Origin of the sequence: Agromyces rhizosphaerae (assembly GCF_027925245.1) — a bacterium.
Classification (GTDB): domain Bacteria; phylum Actinomycetota; class Actinomycetes; order Actinomycetales; family Microbacteriaceae; genus Agromyces; species Agromyces rhizosphaerae.
In genome coordinates this window covers 1,392,805-1,410,824 of record NZ_BSDP01000001.1, presented here as the reverse complement: position 1 = coordinate 1,410,824, position 18,020 = coordinate 1,392,805, and the positions used below count along the sequence as shown (strand labels likewise).

General features: G+C 71.3%; 20 protein-coding genes. 13 read left to right on the top strand and 7 right to left on the bottom strand.

Features of this window, described 5'->3' with window-relative positions:
* Positions 1 to 168 precede the first annotated feature (168 nt).
* The 4 genes from QMG39_RS06660 to QMG39_RS06645 all read right to left on the bottom strand — a co-directional run bounded on the left by QMG39_RS06660 (position 169) and on the right by QMG39_RS06645 (position 4,372).
* A complete protein-coding gene (locus tag QMG39_RS06660; protein ID WP_281883309.1) occupies positions 169 to 1,440 on the bottom strand; it encodes an ATP-binding protein in 1,272 nt (423 codons plus the stop codon).
* 161 nt (positions 1,441 to 1,601) lie between these two features.
* The gene (locus tag QMG39_RS06655) at positions 1,602 to 2,432 is read right to left on the bottom strand and encodes an ABC transporter permease (RefSeq protein WP_281883307.1); all 831 of its coding nucleotides are present in this window, start codon (positions 2,430 to 2,432) and stop codon (positions 1,602 to 1,604) included.
* Positions 2,432 to 3,484, bottom strand: a complete 1,053-nt coding sequence (locus QMG39_RS06650) for an ABC transporter ATP-binding protein (protein ID WP_281883305.1) — start codon at positions 3,482 to 3,484, stop codon at positions 2,432 to 2,434. The genes QMG39_RS06655 and QMG39_RS06650 overlap by 1 nt, the downstream gene beginning before the upstream one ends.
* Positions 3,485 to 3,544: 60 nt before the next feature.
* Entirely contained in the window at positions 3,545 to 4,372 is an 828-nt protein-coding gene (locus QMG39_RS06645; RefSeq protein ID WP_281883303.1) for a siderophore-interacting protein, read from the bottom strand.
* A gap of 141 nt (positions 4,373 to 4,513) precedes the next feature.
* Here QMG39_RS06645 and QMG39_RS06640 point away from each other — a divergent pair, with 141 nt between their 5' ends.
* From QMG39_RS06640 to QMG39_RS06600, 9 genes are all read left to right on the top strand, one after another.
* Positions 4,514 to 5,533, top strand: a complete 1,020-nt coding sequence (locus QMG39_RS06640; RefSeq protein WP_281883301.1) for a siderophore ABC transporter substrate-binding protein — start codon at positions 4,514 to 4,516, stop codon at positions 5,531 to 5,533.
* Positions 5,534 to 5,560: 27 nt separating this feature from the next.
* Positions 5,561 to 6,577 carry an ABC transporter permease gene (locus tag QMG39_RS06635; protein ID WP_281883299.1) on the top strand — a complete coding sequence of 339 codons (1,017 nt, stop codon included), beginning with the start codon at positions 5,561 to 5,563 and terminating at the stop codon, positions 6,575 to 6,577.
* Complete coding sequence (locus QMG39_RS06630) at positions 6,567 to 7,589, top strand: iron chelate uptake ABC transporter family permease subunit (protein ID WP_281883297.1); 1,023 nt, start codon at positions 6,567 to 6,569, stop codon at positions 7,587 to 7,589. The genes QMG39_RS06635 and QMG39_RS06630 overlap by 11 nt, the downstream gene beginning before the upstream one ends.
* Positions 7,586 to 8,344 (top strand): iron ABC transporter ATP-binding protein, encoded by a 759-nt coding sequence (locus QMG39_RS06625; RefSeq protein WP_281883294.1) that lies wholly within the window; start codon positions 7,586 to 7,588, stop codon positions 8,342 to 8,344. Before QMG39_RS06630 ends, QMG39_RS06625 begins: the two co-directional genes overlap by 4 nt.
* A gap of 112 nt (positions 8,345 to 8,456) precedes the next feature.
* The gene (locus QMG39_RS06620; RefSeq protein ID WP_281883292.1) at positions 8,457 to 10,073 is read left to right on the top strand and encodes a sodium-dependent transporter; all 1,617 of its coding nucleotides are present in this window, start codon (positions 8,457 to 8,459) and stop codon (positions 10,071 to 10,073) included.
* Positions 10,070 to 10,237, top strand: coding sequence for a methionine/alanine import family NSS transporter small subunit (locus QMG39_RS06615; RefSeq protein WP_281883290.1), 168 nt, complete (start codon positions 10,070 to 10,072; stop codon positions 10,235 to 10,237). Before QMG39_RS06620 ends, QMG39_RS06615 begins: the two co-directional genes overlap by 4 nt.
* A 43-nt stretch (positions 10,238 to 10,280) precedes the next feature.
* Entirely contained in the window at positions 10,281 to 11,183 is a 903-nt protein-coding gene (locus tag QMG39_RS06610; RefSeq protein WP_309298776.1) for an LssY C-terminal domain-containing protein, read from the top strand.
* Positions 11,183 to 11,794, top strand: coding sequence for a hypothetical protein (locus QMG39_RS06605; RefSeq protein ID WP_281883288.1), 612 nt, complete (start codon positions 11,183 to 11,185; stop codon positions 11,792 to 11,794). The genes QMG39_RS06610 and QMG39_RS06605 overlap by 1 nt, the downstream gene beginning before the upstream one ends.
* A 28-nt stretch (positions 11,795 to 11,822) precedes the next feature.
* Positions 11,823 to 12,368, top strand: a complete 546-nt coding sequence (locus QMG39_RS06600; RefSeq protein WP_281883286.1) for a YbhB/YbcL family Raf kinase inhibitor-like protein — start codon at positions 11,823 to 11,825, stop codon at positions 12,366 to 12,368.
* Between the two features lie 17 nt (positions 12,369 to 12,385).
* Here the strand turns inward: QMG39_RS06600 and QMG39_RS06595 are convergent, their stop codons facing one another.
* Together QMG39_RS06595 and trhO are read right to left on the bottom strand one after the other, a co-directional pair.
* Complete coding sequence (locus QMG39_RS06595; protein WP_281883284.1) at positions 12,386 to 12,943, bottom strand: GNAT family N-acetyltransferase; 558 nt, start codon at positions 12,941 to 12,943, stop codon at positions 12,386 to 12,388.
* The gene (gene trhO / locus QMG39_RS06590; RefSeq protein ID WP_281883282.1) at positions 12,940 to 13,881 is read right to left on the bottom strand and encodes an oxygen-dependent tRNA uridine(34) hydroxylase TrhO; all 942 of its coding nucleotides are present in this window, start codon (positions 13,879 to 13,881) and stop codon (positions 12,940 to 12,942) included. The genes QMG39_RS06595 and trhO overlap by 4 nt, the downstream gene beginning before the upstream one ends.
* 61 nt (positions 13,882 to 13,942) lie before the next feature.
* Between trhO and QMG39_RS06585 the strand changes: the two genes are divergently transcribed.
* On the top strand, positions 13,943 to 15,079 hold the full coding sequence (locus tag QMG39_RS06585) for an enoyl-CoA hydratase/isomerase family protein (protein WP_281883280.1): 1,137 nt from the start codon (positions 13,943 to 13,945) through the stop codon (positions 15,077 to 15,079).
* Between the two features lie 85 nt (positions 15,080 to 15,164).
* On the opposite strand, the gene QMG39_RS06580 is transcribed toward QMG39_RS06585, so the two are convergent.
* Positions 15,165 to 16,415, bottom strand: a complete 1,251-nt coding sequence (locus QMG39_RS06580) for a hypothetical protein (protein WP_281883276.1) — start codon at positions 16,413 to 16,415, stop codon at positions 15,165 to 15,167.
* Positions 16,416 to 16,737: 322 nt separating this feature from the next.
* Between QMG39_RS06580 and QMG39_RS06575 the strand changes: the two genes are divergently transcribed.
* From QMG39_RS06575 to QMG39_RS06565, 3 genes are read left to right on the top strand one after another with little or no spacing between them, the layout of a single operon-like run.
* Complete coding sequence (locus tag QMG39_RS06575; protein WP_281883274.1) at positions 16,738 to 17,160, top strand: ArsR/SmtB family transcription factor; 423 nt, start codon at positions 16,738 to 16,740, stop codon at positions 17,158 to 17,160.
* Entirely contained in the window at positions 17,157 to 17,609 is a 453-nt protein-coding gene (locus QMG39_RS06570) for an SRPBCC family protein (RefSeq protein WP_281883272.1), read from the top strand. The genes QMG39_RS06575 and QMG39_RS06570 overlap by 4 nt, the downstream gene beginning before the upstream one ends.
* A 57-nt stretch (positions 17,610 to 17,666) precedes the next feature.
* Positions 17,667 to 18,005 carry a YciI family protein gene (locus QMG39_RS06565; protein ID WP_281883270.1) on the top strand — a complete coding sequence of 113 codons (339 nt, stop codon included), beginning with the start codon at positions 17,667 to 17,669 and terminating at the stop codon, positions 18,003 to 18,005.
* The last annotated feature ends 15 nt before the right edge of the window (positions 18,006 to 18,020 follow it).

Below are 18,020 nucleotides of genomic sequence, written 5' to 3'. Positions count from 1 at the left end.
TGCTCGATGGTGAGCGCGCCCAACAGCTAGCGCCTGCTGGATGCCCCGCTGCGGCAGCAGTCCGATTCGATCGTAGCCGTGCACCTTGACGACGCGTTCGATGCGGCGCACGACCGTATCGACGTCCTGGGGCTCGGCTACGGCGGCGTCGACGATGCCGACCGAACGTCACGGGGCGAGCAGGGCGAGCGGTACGACCCCGATGCCGTCCGGTCGCCGGAATGCGTCCGGCCCGGTGGTGACGACGATGGCATCGAGTACGTCGTCGCCGAGGCGTTCCCTGATCCACCGAAGGTGGCGGACGTCGCGGTCGTCGACCGTGCCCGAGAGCTTGACCTCGATGGCGACGAATCGACCGTCTCGTCGGACGACGACGAGATCGATCTCGTGGTCGCCGTTGCGTGTGCGCAGGTGACCGACCCTGGCGCCTGCGGCTTCGGCGGCGACACGCACGCACAAGGTCGCGAGTGACTCGAACAGGTGCCCCAACATCGTCCCCTGCTGGGGTCCGAGCGGCTCGCCCTCGCCGTCGAGGAGCGCGTCAGCTGAGAGGCCGAGGAGGCGGACGGCGAGCGCCGGGTCGGCGAGTTGGTGCTTCGGCGTCTGCTGCAGCCGCGTGAACGGGTTGCCGGCCGGTCCCCACGCCGGCACGGGATCCAGCAGCCAGAGCTGCATCAGTGCATCCCGATAGGCCGTCGTAGTGGTCCGCGCCGGCTTGTCCGAGATGCCCGGAGTCGACGCGTCGAGGATCTGGGAGTACCCGGCGGTCGTGGAGCTGGCGGCGGCGTACGCGCGCAACCAGTCGAGCATCAGATCGGGCTTGCGCACCGCGACCCCCTGCTCGGGGATGTCGCGGTCGACGACGTTCCGCAGGTAGCTGTCGAGCTGGAACTCGCGAGCGCGCTCGCCCATCCGGCGGATACCGGGGAGCCCGGACGCGGTGAGCTCGCGCACGTAGTCCACCAGGCGGACTCCGGTGTTGCCGGCGAGCGGTGCGCGACCGCCCGAGAGGAGTTGCGCGAGCCCCACCGTGGGCTCCTCGACCCCCCGTTCGCTGAGGGTCATCGGTCGCATGCGCATGCGAGCGATGCGGCCCGCCCCGGAGTGGGCCGTCGCGCCGAGCGCCGGCGTCGCGCTGCCGGTCAGCAGGAACTGTCCGCCGCGTCCGTCGGCGTCCACCGCCCGTCGCACGACGTCCCAGACGGCCGGCACGCGCTCCCACTCGTCGATGAGCAGCGGGCGGGGACGCGTCAGGATGCTCTCCGGATCTGCGAGCACGGTCTGCTGCGCCGCGCCGACATCGAGCCTGACACTGGCTTCCGCTCGCCGGAGGGCGGTCTCGGTCTTGCCCACCCCCTTGGCGCCGTCGAGTGCGATCGCCGGCAGGTCGGGGAAGAGCTCGTCGAGTTCGCGGTCGACGATCCTGCGCCGATAGTCCATGACAGAAACATACATCCAGCAGGGCTTCTACGCTACGTATAGCAGCACTTCTACGCTGCACATAGCAGGGCTTCTACGCTACACATAGCCGCACGACGATCGCCGACAAGCGCGCGGCGCGCGAGGCCGCCGCCCCGAGCTGATCCGGGCTGGGCTCGGCGTCAGGTGACGTCGCGCCGCCAGCTCGTGAAGTAGCCGATCAGCGTCGTCACGACGGCGATGGCGGCCAGCACGAGCCCGCCCTGCCACCACTCCAGGATCTCACCCGACCCCATCGCGGCGATCTGGTAGAACGACGCGCCGACGAGCGCGTCGCTCGCCGCCCCGGGCAGGTACTTGCCGATCTCGGCGGTCACGTCGTTGAGCGTGGCGACGAGCCTGAGCACCGGCTCGACGAACTGGGTGAACGCGATCACGATCACGATCGCGGCGACCTGGTTCGGCACGAGCGCGCCGAGGCCCACGCCGACCGCGGCCCAGAGCGCCATCGCGAGGATGCCGCGACCGACCATCGCCCAGGTGTCCGGGTCGTCGAGCACGGGGTCGAGGTCCCACAGGGCGAGCGCCCCGGCCGCCGGGCCGACCGAGGAGACCCACCCGAGGACGCCGAACACGACGCCGCCGACCACGAACAGCGCCGAGAACTTCGCCCAGAGCACGACCGCACGGTGCGGGTTGGCGAGGAAGGTCGGCGTGAGCGTCTGGTGCCGGAACTCGCTGGTGACCGCGAGCGCGCCGAGCAGCACGGGGAACACGTAGCCGACCGAGGTGGCGAAGCTGTACATGAGGCCCGCCAGGTCGGACTCCGGCGGGATCGCCGTCGCGCCGCCAGCGCCGCTCACCTCGGGGTTGGCGATTGTCCAGCCGAAGAACGCCGCCAGTCCGCCGGCGAGCAGCCCGATGTAGACGACCAGGATGAGCGCGAGCACCCACCACATGCGGGTGGTGAAGATCTTGGCGAACTCTGCGCCGATCGCGGGGAAGAGGCGCATCACTCGGCCCCCTTCCCGTCGGCCGGGTCGGGTTGGTCGGGCGGTGACGGATGCTCCGCAGCGTCGTCGTCGGCGGGCCCGGTCGTGCCCGGTTCGTCCGTCGTCGCAGCGGCATCCGTCGCTTCGGCGGCATCCGCGCCGTCGTCCTCGGCGGAGACCCCGCGCTCGCCGACGAGGTTCAGGAACGAGTCCTCGAGCGCCGACTTCTGGCGGGACAGCGCGTGCAGCTCGATGCCGGCGACGAAGGCGAGGTGGCCGATGTGCGCGGGGTCGGGCGCGTCGACGATCAGGCCCTGGCGGCCCGTGGTGAACACGAGCCCCTCGGCTTCGAGCGCGGCCGCGAGCGCGGTGCGGTCGGGCGAGTCCACGACCACGCGCGGCAGCGAGTCGGTCTCGAGCTCGGCCAGCGTGCCCTCGTGCACGAGCCGGCCCTTGGCGATGATGACCACGCGGTCGACGCTCTGCTGCACCTCGCTCAGCAGGTGCGAGCTCACGAGCACGGTGCGCCCCTCGCCGGCGAGCCGTTGCAGGAACCCGCGGATCCAGCGGATGCCCTCGGGGTCGAGCCCGTTGATCGGCTCGTCGAGCACGAGCACGCCCGGGTCGCCGAGCAGCGTGTTGGCGAGGCCCAGGCGCTGGCGCATGCCCATGGAGAAGCCGCCGACGCGTCGGTCGGCGTACGGGGTCATGCCGACCAGGTCGAGCACCTCGGCGACGCGAGCCCGTGGGACCCCGGCGGTCGCGGCGGAGATGGCCAGGTGGTTGCGGGCGGTGCGTCCCGGGTGGAAGCTCGCCGCCTCGAGTGCCGCGCCGACTGTCTCGAGCGGCCGCTCGAGCTCGCGGTAGCGCTTCCCTCCGAAGGTGGCCGTGCCCTGCGAGGGCCGCACCAGCCCGAGCAGCACGCGCAGCGTGGTGGTCTTGCCGGCCCCGTTCGGGCCGAGGAACCCGGTGACCCGGCCCGGCTGCACGGTGAAGCTCAGGTTCTCGACGGCGGTGACGCCGCCGAAGTGCTTGGACAGCCCGTCGATCTCGATCGGCACGCCTGTCGGCATCAGGCACCCCCTCCGTCGCACTCAGACTAGCGAGGGCCAGGCGGAAGGCGGCACAGCGACTCAGTGCGGCGCGTGGTAGGCGGCGTCGCCGCCCTTCCAGTAGCCCTTCACCGTGGACTGCTCGGGTCCGACGCCCCAGCGGTCGTGCACGAGTGCGCGCGCGGGCTTCACGACCGACTGCTCGGCCGCCACGAACGCGAAGAGGTCGCCCGCGGGGCGGTGGTCCGGGCCCAGCACGTCGAGCGCCTCGATGAGGGCGGCGGTCCGGGCGGCCGGGTCCGCTCCACGGTGCACCCAGTCGAGGCGCACGCCGTCGGGCACGTCGAGGTCGAGCTCGTGCGCGGCGTCGGGCACCTCGACCAGCACGCGGCCACGGGCGTTCGCACCGGCGAGTGCGAGGAAGCGCCGGATCGCGGGCACTGCCGTCTCGTCGCCGGCGAGGAACCACGACTCGGGGGCGCCGTCGAACACGGCCGACCCGCGCGGGCCGCCGACGGCGACGGGGGCGCCGATAGGGGCATCCGCCGCCCACCGTCCCGCGACGCCGTGGTCGCCGTGCAGCACGAACTCCAGGTCGAGCGTGCCGGCGTCGCGGTCCCAGGCGAGCGGCGTGTACTCCCGGCTCGGCGACTCGCGGTACGACTCGATCGACTCGGGCTCCACCCCGTCGGCCGGGAAGAACACGCGGATGTGGTCGTCGGGGCCGAGCGACTCGAAGCCGCGCAGGTCGTGGCCGGCGAGGCGCACGCGCACGTACCCGGGCGACACCTGCACGCGCTCGGCGAGGCGGGCGCGGCGGAAGCGCAGTTCGAGCGGTCGGCGCTCGCGGCGGAAGGCCGTGACGGGGCCGTCGAGAACGATCGGGGAGCTCGGCGTGGACGACTGCATAAGGTTAGGCTAACCTACATTCGACCGAGGCCACGCCCCCCTGCGGCGGGCCTGCACCCCACGAATCGTCGGCGTCGTCGGCATCGCTTCGGCATGCCCGCGGCGCTCGCGTCGTGCTGTCCACACCAGGAGATCACACACATGACCTTGAAGCCGACTCGCCCGCTGCTCGCGGCCCCGATCGCCCTCGCCGCCGCCGTCGCACTCGTCGGCTGCGCCACCGCGGGCGATGCGGGCACGGATGCGGCGGAGGAGACCACCGACGCGACCGTGTCCTTCTCCTGGGACCGCAACATCGCCGGTGAGGACGAGGACCCGGAGTACGAGGCGACCACCGTCGAGGTGCCCGTCGACCCGGAGACCATCGTCGTGTTCGACATCGCGAGCCTCGACACCATCGGCGCGCTCGGCGGCGACGTCGCCGGCGCACCGCTCGAGAACGTTCCCGGCTACCTCGAGGGCTACCTGTCCGACGACGCGTTCAACGCGGGCACCCTGTTCGAGGCCGACCTCATCGAGATCGAGTCGCACCAGCCCGACCTGATCGTGATCGGCGGCCGCTCGGCCGGCCTGTGGGAGGACCTCAACGAGATCGCCCCGACCGTCGACCTCAGCCTCACCGGCGGGTTCCTCGAGACCCTCGAGCGCAACACGACCTTCCTCGGCGAGGTGCTCGGCGCCGAGGACGAGGCGGCCGCGGCCATCGTGGAGCTCGAGGCCGGCATCGCCCAGGCGCAGGCCGTCACCGCCGAGGCCGGCAGCGGCCTCGGCGTCATGGTGACCGGCGGCGAGCTCCGCGCACTCGCGCCGGCGGCGGGCGAGGGCGCCCGCGAGGCCCGCGGCGGCCTCATCTACGACGTGTTCGGCGTCGCCCCCGTGGTCGACGACATCACCGCGGCCACCCACGGCGAGCCGGTCTCGTTCGAGTTCCTGCTCGAGCACGACCCCGACGTCCTCTGGGTCGTGGACCGCGACGCCGCGACCGGCGCCGAGGACGCGCAGCCGGCCGCCGAGGTGCTGGACAACGAGATCGTGCAGCAGACCACCGCGTACGCGGACGACCGGATCGTCTACCTCGACCCGGTGGCCTGGTACATCGTCTTCGGCGGCATCGACACGACGCAGCTCATGATCGACGACGTGCTCGCGATCGCCGAGTGACCGGGCTGAACTGACGCCGACCGCGCCGTGACCGCACTCGCACCCGCGACGAGCACCCCCGCCCGCATCCGCCCCCGGCGGACGTGGGCGGGGGTGCTCATCGGCGTCGCCCTTCCCGTGCTCGCCGTCGCGAGCCTGTTCATCGGCGTCTCCGAGGTGTCGCCCGCGGCGCTCCTCGAGGGCGGGCCCGACGGCGACGCGGCATCCCTCCTGCTCCTCAGCCGGGTGCCGCGCACCGTGAGCGCCGTGCTCGTGGGCGCCTCGCTCGCGATCGCGGGCCTCATCATGCAGATGCTGGTGCGCAACCGGTTCGTCGAGCCGGGCACGACCGGCGTGACGGAGTTCGCCACGCTCGGCATGCTCGTGTCGCTGGTGCTCTGGCCGGGCATGCCCGTGTTCGGGAAGATGGGCGTCGCCGCGATCTTCGGGCTCGTCGGCACCTGGGTGTTCCTCCGGGTCATCCGGCAGGTCCCCGTGCGGCAGCTCGTGCTGGTGCCGCTCGTGGGCATCATGCTCGGCGGCATCGTGGGCGCGGTCACCGCGTTCGTCGCCTACCGCCTCGACCTGCTGCAGTCGCTCTCGCAGTGGTCGCTCGGCAGCTTCGCGACGATCATGCAGGGGCGGTACGAGTACGTCTGGATCGCCGCGGTCATGGTCGTCGTCGCGTGGGTCGCGGCCGACCGGTTCAGCGTCATCGGGCTCGGCGAGGAGTTCGCCGTGAACCTCGGGCTCGACTACCGGCGGGTGGTCGCGATCGGCATGGTCGTCATCGCGGTGATCACCGCGGCGGTGCTCGTGACCGCGGGCATGATCCCGTTCCTCGGCCTCGTCGTGCCGAACATCGTGAGCCTCATCATCGGCGACAACGTGCGCCGGTCGATCCCGTGGGTGGCCGGACTCGGCGCGGTGTTCGTGCTCGCCTGCGACATCCTGGCCCGCACCCTGCGCTTCCCGTACGAGATCCCGCTCGGGGTCGTCGTCGGCATCGTGGGCGCCGGGCTGTTCCTCTGGCTGCTGCTGCGGAGGGGGAGCCGTGCGCACTGAGCTCGAGGCCGGGCAGGCGGATGCCTCCGGCCGACCCGCGACCCGGCGACCCCGCTTCTCCTGGGCCGACCCGGGCGTGCGCCTCGGGGTGCTCGCCGCGGTCGTCGGCGTGCTCGTCGCGCTCTACTTCTTCACCGACGTGCCCGGCTCGCTCGCCTTCGCCCTGAAGGTGCGCGGGCTCACCGTCGCCGCGATGGCCGTCGTGGCGGTCGCGGTGGGCGTGTCGACCGTGCTGTTCCACACCATCACGCAGAACCGCATCCTCACCCCGTCGATCATGGGGTTCGACGCCCTCTACCTCCTCATCGCCACCGCGCTCGTGTTCGTCTTCGGGGCGACCGCGTTCCTCCGCGCCGACCCGCTGGTGCTCTGGACCGGGCAGCTCGTCGTGATGGTCGGGTTCAGCATGCTGCTGTTCACCTGGCTGTTCGGCGGGAGGCGCCGCTCGATCCACCTGATGCTGCTCGTCGGCATCGTGCTCGGCACCTTCTTCCGCAGCCTGACCTCCTGGATGCAGGCCATGCTCGACCCGCTCGAGTACCAGGTGCTGACCGACACCGCGTTCGCATCGCTCACGCGGCCCGACGAGACCCTGCTCGCGCTGAGCGCGGTGCTCGTCGCGGTCGCGTGTGCGGCGGTGGTGCCGCTCCTCGGCACGCTCGACGTGCTGACCCTGGGCGAGCCCGCGGCGATCGGGCTCGGCGTGCGTCACCGCCGGGTGGTCATGGTGCTCTTCGCCCTGGTGTCGGTCATGGTGGCCGCGTCGACCGCGCTGGTCGGCCCGATCCTCTTCTTCGGGCTCATCGTCGCGAATCTCGCGTACACGTACGCGGGCTCGTTCCGCCACGCCTGGACCCTGCCCGCCGCGGCGCTCATCGGCATGGTGTGCCTCCTCGGCGGTCAGCTCGTGCTCGAGCAGCTGCTCGGCTTCGGCGGCAGCCTGTCGATGGTCATCGAGTTCGCCGGCGGCCTCTTCTTCCTGTTCCTCGTGCTGCGAAAGGGGGCGCGATGATCGCGCTCGACGGCGCCACCAAGCGCTACAACGGACAGACCGTGCTCGACGACGTGTCGCTCGAGCTGGGCGACGTGGGCGTGACCGCGCTGATCGGCCCGAACGGCGCCGGCAAGTCGACCCTGTTCGGCATCGTCGGGCGCCTCCTTCGGCCCGACGCGGGGACGGTGCGCATCGACGGCGTGGAGGTCGACCGGACGCCGAGCCGCGAGCTCGCGAAGACGCTCGCCGTGCTCCGCCAGGACAACCACATCGCCGCGCGCCTGACGGTGCAGGACCTGGTCGAGTTCGGCCGGTTCCCGCACTCCGGCGGGCGTCTCACCGCCGGCGACCGCGAGCAGGTCGATCGCGCGATCGCCTACCTCGACCTCGAGGCGTTCCGCGGGCGCTTCCTCGACGAACTCTCGGGCGGCCAGCGGCAGCGGGCGTTCATCGCGATGGTGCTCGCGCAGGACACGAGGTACCTGCTGCTCGACGAGCCGCTGAACAACCTCGACCTCCGTCACGCGGTCGACATCATGCGCCTGCTCCGCCGTGCGGCCGACGAGCTCGGCAAGCGGGTCGTGGTGGTGATGCACGACATCAACTTCGCCTCGGTGCACGCCGACCGCATCGTCGCGCTGCGCGACGGCCGCGTGGTCGCGAACGGCACGCCCGCCGAGGTGATGCGCCCCGACGTGCTCGCCGCCGTCTACGACGTCGACATCGACGTGCGCGAGGTCGACGGCGCGCTGCTCGGCAGCTACTACCGCTGATCCGCCCGGGCGGCGACCCTCGCGCGCGCGCCGCGCGCAGTGCTAGCGTGCCGGGTGACGGCCCTCGCGACGCCGCGGCGGCGAGGCATCCGTCGGCGCCGGAGGGGGACGCATGGCGACGCAGGCACAGCGAGTGGGCGCGGGCGGCCCGCGCGAGCAGTGGACCGGACAGGTCGGGTTCATCCTGGCGGCCATCGGGTCCGCGGTCGGGCTCGGCAACATCTGGCGGTTCCCGGGGGTCGCCTACGAGAACGGCGGCGGCGCGTTCCTCATCCCGTACCTCGTCGCGCTGATCACGGCCGGCATCCCGATCCTGTTCCTCGACTACGCGATCGGCCACCGCTTCCGCGGCGCGGCCCCCACCGCGTTCCGCCGGCTCGGCGGGCGGTGGCTCGAGGGGCTGGGCTGGTTCCAGGTCATGATCGCGTTCGTGATCGGCCTCTACTACACGGCCGTCATCGCGTGGGCGCTCAGCTACTTCGTCTTCTCGTTCGACCTGCGCTGGGGCGACGACCCCGCCGGGTTCTTCGTCGGCGAGTACCTGCAGGTCAGCGATCCCGGCTTCAGCCTGGAGTTCGTGCCCGCCGTGCTCATCCCGCTCGTGATCGTGTGGCTGCTCGCGCTCGTGGTGCTCGGATCGGGCATCGCGAAGGGCGTGCAGCGCGCGAACGTCATCTTCCTGCCGCTGCTCGTCGTCGCCTTCCTCATCCTCGTGGTGCGCGCGCTGTTCCTCGACGGCGCGGCCGACGGGCTGAACGCGCTGTTCACGCCGAACTGGGCGGCGCTCGGCGACCCGAACGTGTGGATCGCCGCCTACAGCCAGATCTTCTTCTCGCTGTCGATCGCGTTCGGCATCATGATCACCTACGCGTCGTACCGCAAGCGCCGCTCCAACCTCACCGGCCCGGGCCTCGTGGTCGCGTTCTCGAACTCGTCGTTCGAGATCCTCGCGGGCGTCGGCGTCTTCGCGACGCTCGGCTTCTTCGCGTTCCAGCAGGGCGTCGCGGTCGACCAGCTGGAGGGCCTCACGGGCGTCGGCCTGTCGTTCATCACGTTCCCGGCGATCGTGTCGCAGATGCCGGGCGGGCCGATCTTCGGCATCCTCTTCTTCGGCTCGCTCACGATGGCGGGGTTCACCTCGCTGCTGTCGGTGCTCCAGGTCGTCTCGGCCGGGTTCCAGGAGAAGTTCGGCCTGAACCCGCGGCAGGCGGCCGTGCGCGTGGGCGCGGTCTCGGCGCTGCTGTCGGTGCTGCTCTTCTCGACGACCACGGGGCTGCTCGCGCTCGACGTGGCCGACCAGTGGGCGAACAACGTCGGCATCGTGGCATCCGCGGTGCTGACGACGGTGCTCGTCATCTGGGTGCTGCGCAAGGGACCCGAGCTGCGCTACCACCTCAACTCGGTGTCGACGTTCAAGCTCGGCGGGCTCTGGATCGCGCTGGTCGGCGTGCTCGCCCCGGTCGTGCTGGGCTACATGCTCATCCAGCGCATCGTGTCGCTCATCGTGGACGGCTACGGCGACCTGCCGGGCTGGTACCTGGTCGCGGTCGGGTGGGGCACGATCGCGGTCATCGTGCTCGGCGCGATCGTGCTGACGGTGGTGCGCTGGGGCTTCGACCCCGACCGGTTCCGGGTCTGGCCGCAGTACCCGCCGGCGGGGTCGGGCGGGCGGATGCCACGGGCAGCGGATGCCCCTGAGGGCACGCCCGGGGAAGGGGAACGGTCATGAGCGGCGTCGCGATCGCGTTCCTGCTGGTCGCCCTCATCGTGGTCTGGGGCGGACTGGTGGCGAGCATCCTGTACCTGAGGCGCAGGCCCGAGTCGTCGGAGTACCCGCCGGGCGGCGAGGACGACCACCGCGAGGACGAGGCGCCGATCGAGCACGACACCTGAGCCGGTGCGCGGTGCGCCGCGCCCGCCTCGGTATGGTGAGCCCATGACCGGCTCCGCGGACGACCGCGCGCCGTCGGCCAGGCGCTTCTCGGTGAACGCACTGCTCGACGGGTTCTTCTTCGTCTTCGCCGGCCTCGCCGCGGTCTGGCTCGCGTGGCTGCTGCTCGACGAGTCGTTCCGGTGGGGCTGGTGGGGCCTGCTGCTCGCGATCGCGTTCTGGGTCGTGCTCTCGTACCTCGTGCTGCCGCGACTGCACCGCATCCTCACCTCGATCTACGTGCCCGACTACTTCATCGGCCGCACGCGCACGAGCGACGGCCTGCTCGGCGACCCGGTCAACGTCGCCGTGCTCGGCAGCGAGGACCAGCTGCACGCGGCCCTCGCCGCCGCCCGCTGGACCCGCGCCGACGACATCACCCTCGGCTCGACCTGGCGCATCATCGCCTCGACGCTGACCCGGCGCTCCTACGACGAGGCGCCCGTGAGCCCGCTGTTCCTGTTCGGGCGGATGCAGGACTTCGCGTACCAGCAGGAGGTCGAGGGCAACCCGGCGAAGCGGCACCACGTGCGCTTCTGGCGCTGCCCCGACGGCTGGCTGCTGCCCGGCGGCTACCGGGTGGACTGGCTCGCGGCCGGCACGTTCGACCGCGCCGTCGGGCTCTCGCTGTTCACCCTGCAGGTCACCCACAAGATCGACGCCGACACCGACATCGAGCGCGACCACATCGTGGCGACGCTGGCCGGCGCCGACCCCGCCGTGCGGGTCACCGTGATCCGCGACTTCGCGACCGGTTATCACTCGCGCAACGGCGGCGGCGACACGATCCGCACCGACGGCGACCTGCCGATCGTCGACGTGCGTCGCCTGCTGCGCAACGGCGAGCCGCTCCCGGCCGACGAGATCGACCGCTCGGTGCCGGTCACCGAGCTCTCGGGCGGCGTCTGATGGCGGCCTCGCCGACCGAGCCGTCCGGGGCCGAGCCGCGGCGCGGCGGCTTCGAGCCCACGCGCGCCGACGAGGCGGCGCCCGCGAAGCGCGCCGCCTTCGAGCCGACGCCGGAGCTGATCCGGCCGGTGCCCGGTCCCGGTCCCTCGCGGCGCCCGCTCACGACGTCGCTCGGCGCGATGCTGGTCGTGCTGCGGGTGGTCGCGGGCTTCGCCTGGCTCGGCGGCATCGCACTGATCTGGAACGAGCTGACCGCCGACATCGAGCTCGACCTCACCGTGGACGACCCGGCCGCGTTCACCGTCGCGCTGGTGATGATCCTCGTCGTCGGCGCCGCCGTGCTGGTGTTCGAGCTCGGGGTCGCGTGGTTCGTGTACCGGGGCGCGAACTGGGCGCGCATCGTGGTCATGGTCGTGGCGACGCTCAGCGTGCTCGGCTCCGCCATCGAGTTCTTCACGGGCGAGCAGGACATCGCCCTCGACACCACGCTGGTGACGCTCGCGCTCGACATCCTCATACTGCTCGCGCTCTCGAGCCGGTCGGCCCGCGACTACGCCCGGCGCGACCGGTCGCGCGACGCGCGGGTTCCCCCGGAGCGGGCGACTTCCTAGGCTGGACGCAGCTGAACCCTCGACGCCGATGGAGGCCACGATGCTCGATGTCGACCCGTACGCCGCCCTGCAGGGGTTCGCGCCCCTGCCCTCGTTCGAGGTCACGAGCGACGACTTCGCCGACGGCGGCGAGATCCCGCTGCGCAACCGGGCGAGCGGATGCGGCGGAGACGAACTGTCGCCGCAGCTCGCGTGGTCGGGCTTCCCGCCCGAGACCCGCGGGTTCATCGTGACCTGCCTCGACCCCGACGCGCCGACGGGGGCGGGCTGGTGGCACTGGGCGGTGAACGGACTGGGCATGGCGACCGAGCTCCCGGCCGGCGCCGGCGCGTACGGCGGCGAGGCGCTGCCCGAGGGCGCCTTCATGGTGTGCAACGAGGACCGCGAGCCCGCCTACGCCGGCCCGAACCCGCCCGACGGCACGGGCGTGCACCGCTACGTCTTCGTCGTCACGGCGCTCGACGAGGAGCGCCTGCACACCAAGGCCGACCAGACGCCGAGCGCGCTGGCGTTCCAGGCGTACTTCCACGGCATCGCGCGCGGCGTGCTGGTCGGCACGGTCACGGCCGGCTGAGCCCCGCCGGTGGCGCGTCAGAGCGCCAGGCGGTACCCGTAGACGTGCAGCGTGCCCGGCGTGAAGTCGAGGTCGGGGGAGGCGGCGAAGCCGAGCCGCTCGTACATGGCGCGGGCGACGCGCATCGGCTCGGTCGAGTGGAGCACGATCTGCTCCAGACCGGCCGCGCGGCCGCGCACCACGCAGGCCTCGATCAGCATGCGGCCGATGCCGCGACCCTGCGCGTCGGGCGAGACGCCCAGGAAGCGGATGCCCCCTGCGCGCTCGAGCCCCGGCCACTCGGCGTGCGCGCCGTACTGCGCCATGTCGTCGAACGAGACGACGCCGCCCAGCACGGCGCCGTCGGCGTCGACCGCGACGAGCACAGCGACCCCGGGGCGCTCGGCGAACGCACCGACGTTCGCGAGGGTGCGGTAGTAGTCGGGCGACTCCTCGGGGGAGGCGAACCCGTCGAGGCTCGAGTACGCGGCGACGAGCACGCGGCCGAGCTCGGCCCGCTCGGCGTCGGTCCCCTCGCGCACGACGAGGCCGCCGTGCTGCGCGACCGCCTCGGGGCCCGTCATGGTCTCGATCATCGCGCGACCTCCTGCGCCGCACGGGCGGGAATCGCCGAGGCGGCGCGAGCCGTCGCGTGCTCCGGGCAGGCGACCGGGTCGCAGGACGCGCAGGCGACGACGCGCGTGCGGCAGGCGGCATCCGTGCAGTTGGCCACCCGGTCGGTGGGCGTGCCGCATCCGGCGCAGCGGCCCAGCACCTCGGCGCGGTCGCTGAAGCGCACCGCGCCGCGACCGTCGAAGACGTAGAGCGAGCCGTCCCACAGCCCGTCGTCGCCGTAGCGCTCGCCGTAGCGCACGATGCCGCCGTCGAGCTGGTACACCTCGCCGAACCCACGGTTCGCCATGAGGCTCGAGAGCACCTCGCAGCGGATGCCGCCCGTGCAGTACGTCACGACCGGGCGGCCCTTGAGGTGGTCGTAGGCGCCCGAGTCGAGCAGCTCGACGAAGTCGCGCGTGGTCGTCGCGTCGGGCACGATCGCGCCGCGGAAGCGCCCGATCTCGGCCTCGAACGCGTTGCGACCGTCGAAGAACGCGACCTCGTCGCCGCGCTCGGCGACCAGCGCGTGCAGCTGCTCGGGGTCGAGGCGCGTGCCGCCGCCCACCACGCCGTCGTCGTCGACGCGCAGCTCGCCGGGGGCGCCGAAGCTCACGACCTCGTCGCGCACCTTGACGCTGAGCTTCGGGAAGTCGAGGCTCAGCCCGTCGGCGTCGAGGCCGGTGCCGTCGCTCCACTTGAGGTCGGCGTCGCGGAACGGCTCGTAGTCGTGGAACTTCCGGCGCCAGCGCTTCAGCGCGCCCATCTCGCCGCCGAGGGTGCCGTTGATGCCGTGCTCCGAGACGAGGATGCGCCCGCGCAGGCCGAGCGACTCGCACAGGTCGCGCTGCCAGAGGCGCACGGCCTCGGGGTCTGCGACCGGCGCGAACCGGTAGAAGAGGAGGATCTTGGCGACGGGCACCGGGCGATGCTACCGGCCGTGGCTGGGCGCGCGCCGTGCGGGCCGCGCTAGCGTGGCATCCGTGACTCTCGCCGCGCACGCCGACCACGTCCGCATCCTCGTCGCGGACGGCGTCGGGCATGTCACGCTCGACCGGCCCGAGGCGCTCAACGCGCTGAACCACCGCATGCTCCTGCGCCTGACCGAGATCCTCACCGCCTGGCGGGACGACACCGAGGTCTCGATCGTGCTGCTCGACGGCGCGGGCGAGCGGGGATTCTGCGCGGGCGGCGACATCCGCGAGATGTACGCAGGCATCATCGCCGACCGCCGCGACGACGTGCGCGCGTTCTTCTGGCACGAGTACCGGCTCGACGCGATGATCGCCGAGTACCCGAAGCCCGTCGTCGCCGTGCTCGACGGCATCGCCATGGGCGGCGGCATCGGCATCGGCGGGCACGCGTCGATCCGCGTCGTCACCGAGCGCTCGCGCCTGGCCATGCCCGAGACGCGGATCGGCCTGACGCCCGACGTCGGCGGTGCGCTGCTGCTCGGGCGGGCGCCGGGCCGGCTGGGGGAGTACCTCGCGCTCACCGGGGAGTCGATGACGGATGCGGCGGCCATCGACGCCGGATTCGCCGACTACCTCGTGCCGAGAACGTCGCTGCCGGCGCTCGCGCAGGCGCTCCGGGAGCGCGCCGACCCCGGCACGCCCAGCGAGATCGTCATGCTCTTCGACGAGACGCCCGAGCCGTCGCCGCTCCAGGCGAAGCGCCACTGGATCGACGACGCGTTCGCGGCCGACGACGTGCCCGGCGTGCTGACCCGCCTGCGCGAGCTCGCCGACGGCACGCGCCCGGCGCGCACCCGCGCGGGCGCCCCGGAGTTCCCGAAGGTGCCGCTCGACGGGGCCGCGCGCGCCGAGGCGGCCGAGACGGCGGATGCCCTCGCCGAGCGCTCGCCCACGGCGCTCGCCGTGACCCTGCACGCCGTGCGCTCCGCCCGCGCCCTGAACGCGCTACGCCCGGTGCTCGAGCAGGACTTCCGGCTGGTGTCGTGGTTCCTCGAGCAGCCCGACCTGGCCGAGGGCATCCGCGCCCAGGTCGTCGACAAGGACCGGTCGCCGAAGTGGAGCCCGGCCTCGCTCGACGGGCTCGAGCCCGACGTGGTCGACGCCGCCATGCGGCATCCGCTGCCCGCGCCGCTCTGGGACGAGTGACCATGCTCCGACACGACCAGAGGCGCCGCGGCGGTGAGCCCACGACGCCTCATCCGGCGACGTCTCGGTCGCCGGTGTCTCGGTCCTAGGGGGCGAATACCCCCGCCTGCACGTTCTTGCAGCCGGTGGATACGTCACAACCGGAACCGTAGGTGGTGAGCTGCGAGTCGAGGACTGTGGGATCGCTCGAAGCTTCGCCGTGAGTGCGAAGCATCAGGTGGACTTCGGATCCGAGGGTGTTGCTGATGCCAATGTTGCAGGGTGCCGAGGGAATGCACAGGGTGACGTCGTTGGCGAAAGCGAAATAGCTGCCGAAGCTCACAACGCCATCGGCGGGTACCACCTGGCTGTCGAGCAGCAAGACGCTGCTGGAAACTGCAGAAACATTCCAGTCATCGGGTCCGCAGCTGGCGCCGGTGATGGGCTCACCATAGACGCACTCGTCGGGGAAGTCGTAGGAGACGAGAAAGAGGTTCACCGCATCTCCCGGGATGTACTCCGAGGTGAAGCCGTTGACGTGAATGCCTTCGGCGGAGCGAAGAATGCTGGCTTCGCTGCCGACGAAGTCGAGCCCGGTCTCCATGCTCGTGATCACGGTGACCTCGCTTGCGTCTTTGCCCTTGTCTTTGTCCTTGTCCTTTTCTTTGTCCTTCTCTATGTCGAATACCCCCGCCTGCACGTTCTTGCAGCCGGTGGATACGTCACAACCGGAACCGTAGGTGGTGAGCTGCGAGTCGAGGACTGTGGGATCGCTCGAAGCTTCGCCGTGAGTGCGAAGCATCAGGTGGACTTCGGATCCGAGGGTGTTGCTGATGCCAATGTTGCAGGGTGCCGAGGGAATGCACAGGGTGACGTCGTTGGCGAAAGCGAAATAGCTGCCGAAGCTCACAACGCCATCGGCGGGTACCACCTGGCTGTCGAGCAGCAAGACGCTGCTGGAAACTGCAGAAACATTCCAGTCATCGGGTCCGCAGCTGGCGCCGGTGATGGGCTCACCATAGACGCACTCGTCGGGGAAGTCGTAGGAGACGAGAAAGAGGTTCACCGCATCTCCCGGGATGTACTCCGAGGTGAAGCCGTTGACGTGAATGCCTTCGGCGGAGCGAAGAATGCTGGCTTCGCTGCCGACGAAGTCGAGCCCGGTCTCCATGCTCGTGATCACGGTGACCTCGCTTGCGTCTTTGCCCTTGTCCTTGTCCTTGTCCTTGAAGGTTGAGACTTGGCTTGACACGTCGAGCTCGCCATCGAGATCGCTGACAGTGCCGCCAGAGAACAGACTTCCGAGCGCGATCGCGGCTGCGGCCAGGGTGGCGAAGGACGGGTGAAACAGGGTCATGGGGTGCTTCCCTTCGAAATGGGGGTGCTTCCATTTGAGACGCTGGTTCTGCGGAGGCGCCGTCGTCCCGAGCGCAACACGAAGCTCGATCGGCTGAACGCCTCCATTGCAGGCCACGGTACGGGCGTCTCACAGGCCCTCACAAGCAGCGGACCCGAAAACACCTGCAATCCGACTCGAATTGTCGTGCTGAGAGACATTCCGGCGACATCACGCGAATTGCCTGGCGAAGAAACTCCGCGCGATCGCCATTTCCATTGATGGCGACACGTCGATCGGGCAGGGGTTGCGCACAGCGCGCGAAGCGGTGATACTAAACCACATGGTTTATGGTTCGAGGGTGGGCGACGGCACGCCAGGTGCTGCCGCGACCGGCGCGTCCGATGGTGCGCCGGTCGGCGGGGCATCCGTCGACGACCGACTCGACGCGGTCTTCGCCGCGCTCGCGCACCCCGCGCGCCGCGAACTCGTGCGGACCCTCGCGCGCGCCGACGCCCCGCTCACGATGGGGCGCGCGGCTGCCGCCCACGGGCTCTCGCCGCAGCTGCTCAACAAGCACGCCGCCGCGCTCGAACGGGCCGGTGTCGTGCGACGCGTGCCGCGCGGGCGCGAGAAGCTGCTCGTGCTCGATGCCGCATCCCTGGCCGCAGCGCAGCAGTGGATCGGCGACGCGCGCGCGTTCTGGGAGCGGCGCTTCGACGCCCTGGACCAGTACATCGCCGACCTGGAGGACGAACCCGCATGACCGAGCTGCGTGCCGACATCGCCCGCACCTTCCCCGTCGACCGGGAGCGCATGTGGGCGCTCTGGACCGAGGCCCGGCACCTCGAACGGTGGATGCGTCCGTCGCTCGCGACGTACGGCGAGACGCGGGCCCACGTCGACGCGCGAGCCGGAGGTCGGTACCGCTTCGAGCTCCAGGGCCCCGACGGGCCGCTCGCGATGTCGGGCACGTTCGTCGCATTCGAACCGCACGAGCGGCTCGCCTACACCTGGCAGTGGGACGGCAGCGAGGAGGAGACCCTCGTCGAGGTCGCCTTCACCGACGGCGACGACGGCGGCACCCTCGTGCAGCTCACGCATTCGCGCTTCACCACGGCCGAGTCGGCCGCGCGCCACGGCGAGGGCTGGCACGGCTGCCTCGACTCGATGTCGGCGCTGATCGCCGAGCAGGTGGGCGCACCGACCGACTGACACCGACTCCGGCCCGCCGAACGGTGCCCGGACAGCAAGGAGAACAAGGAGCACACCATGGCAAAGTACGTGTTCGTCTACCACGCCCCGATGCCGCCCGCCGACGCGATGCCGCCCTCCGCCGAGGAGACCCAGGCCGTCATGGGCGAGTGGATGAAGTGGGCCGGCCAGGTCGGCGACGACATGGTCGACTTCGGCACGCCGCTCGCGGGCGGCGTGCGGGTGATGCCCGGCGGGCTCACCGCGCCGAGCGAGCGCGAGGTCACCGGCTACACGATCATCGAGGCCGACGACATGGATGCGGCGGTCGAGCTGGCGAAGGTGCACCCGCACCTGAACATGCCCGGCGGCTGCGAGATCGAGGTGCACGAGGCGCAGGCCGTTCCCGGAATGTGAGCGCGGCGCGGGTTA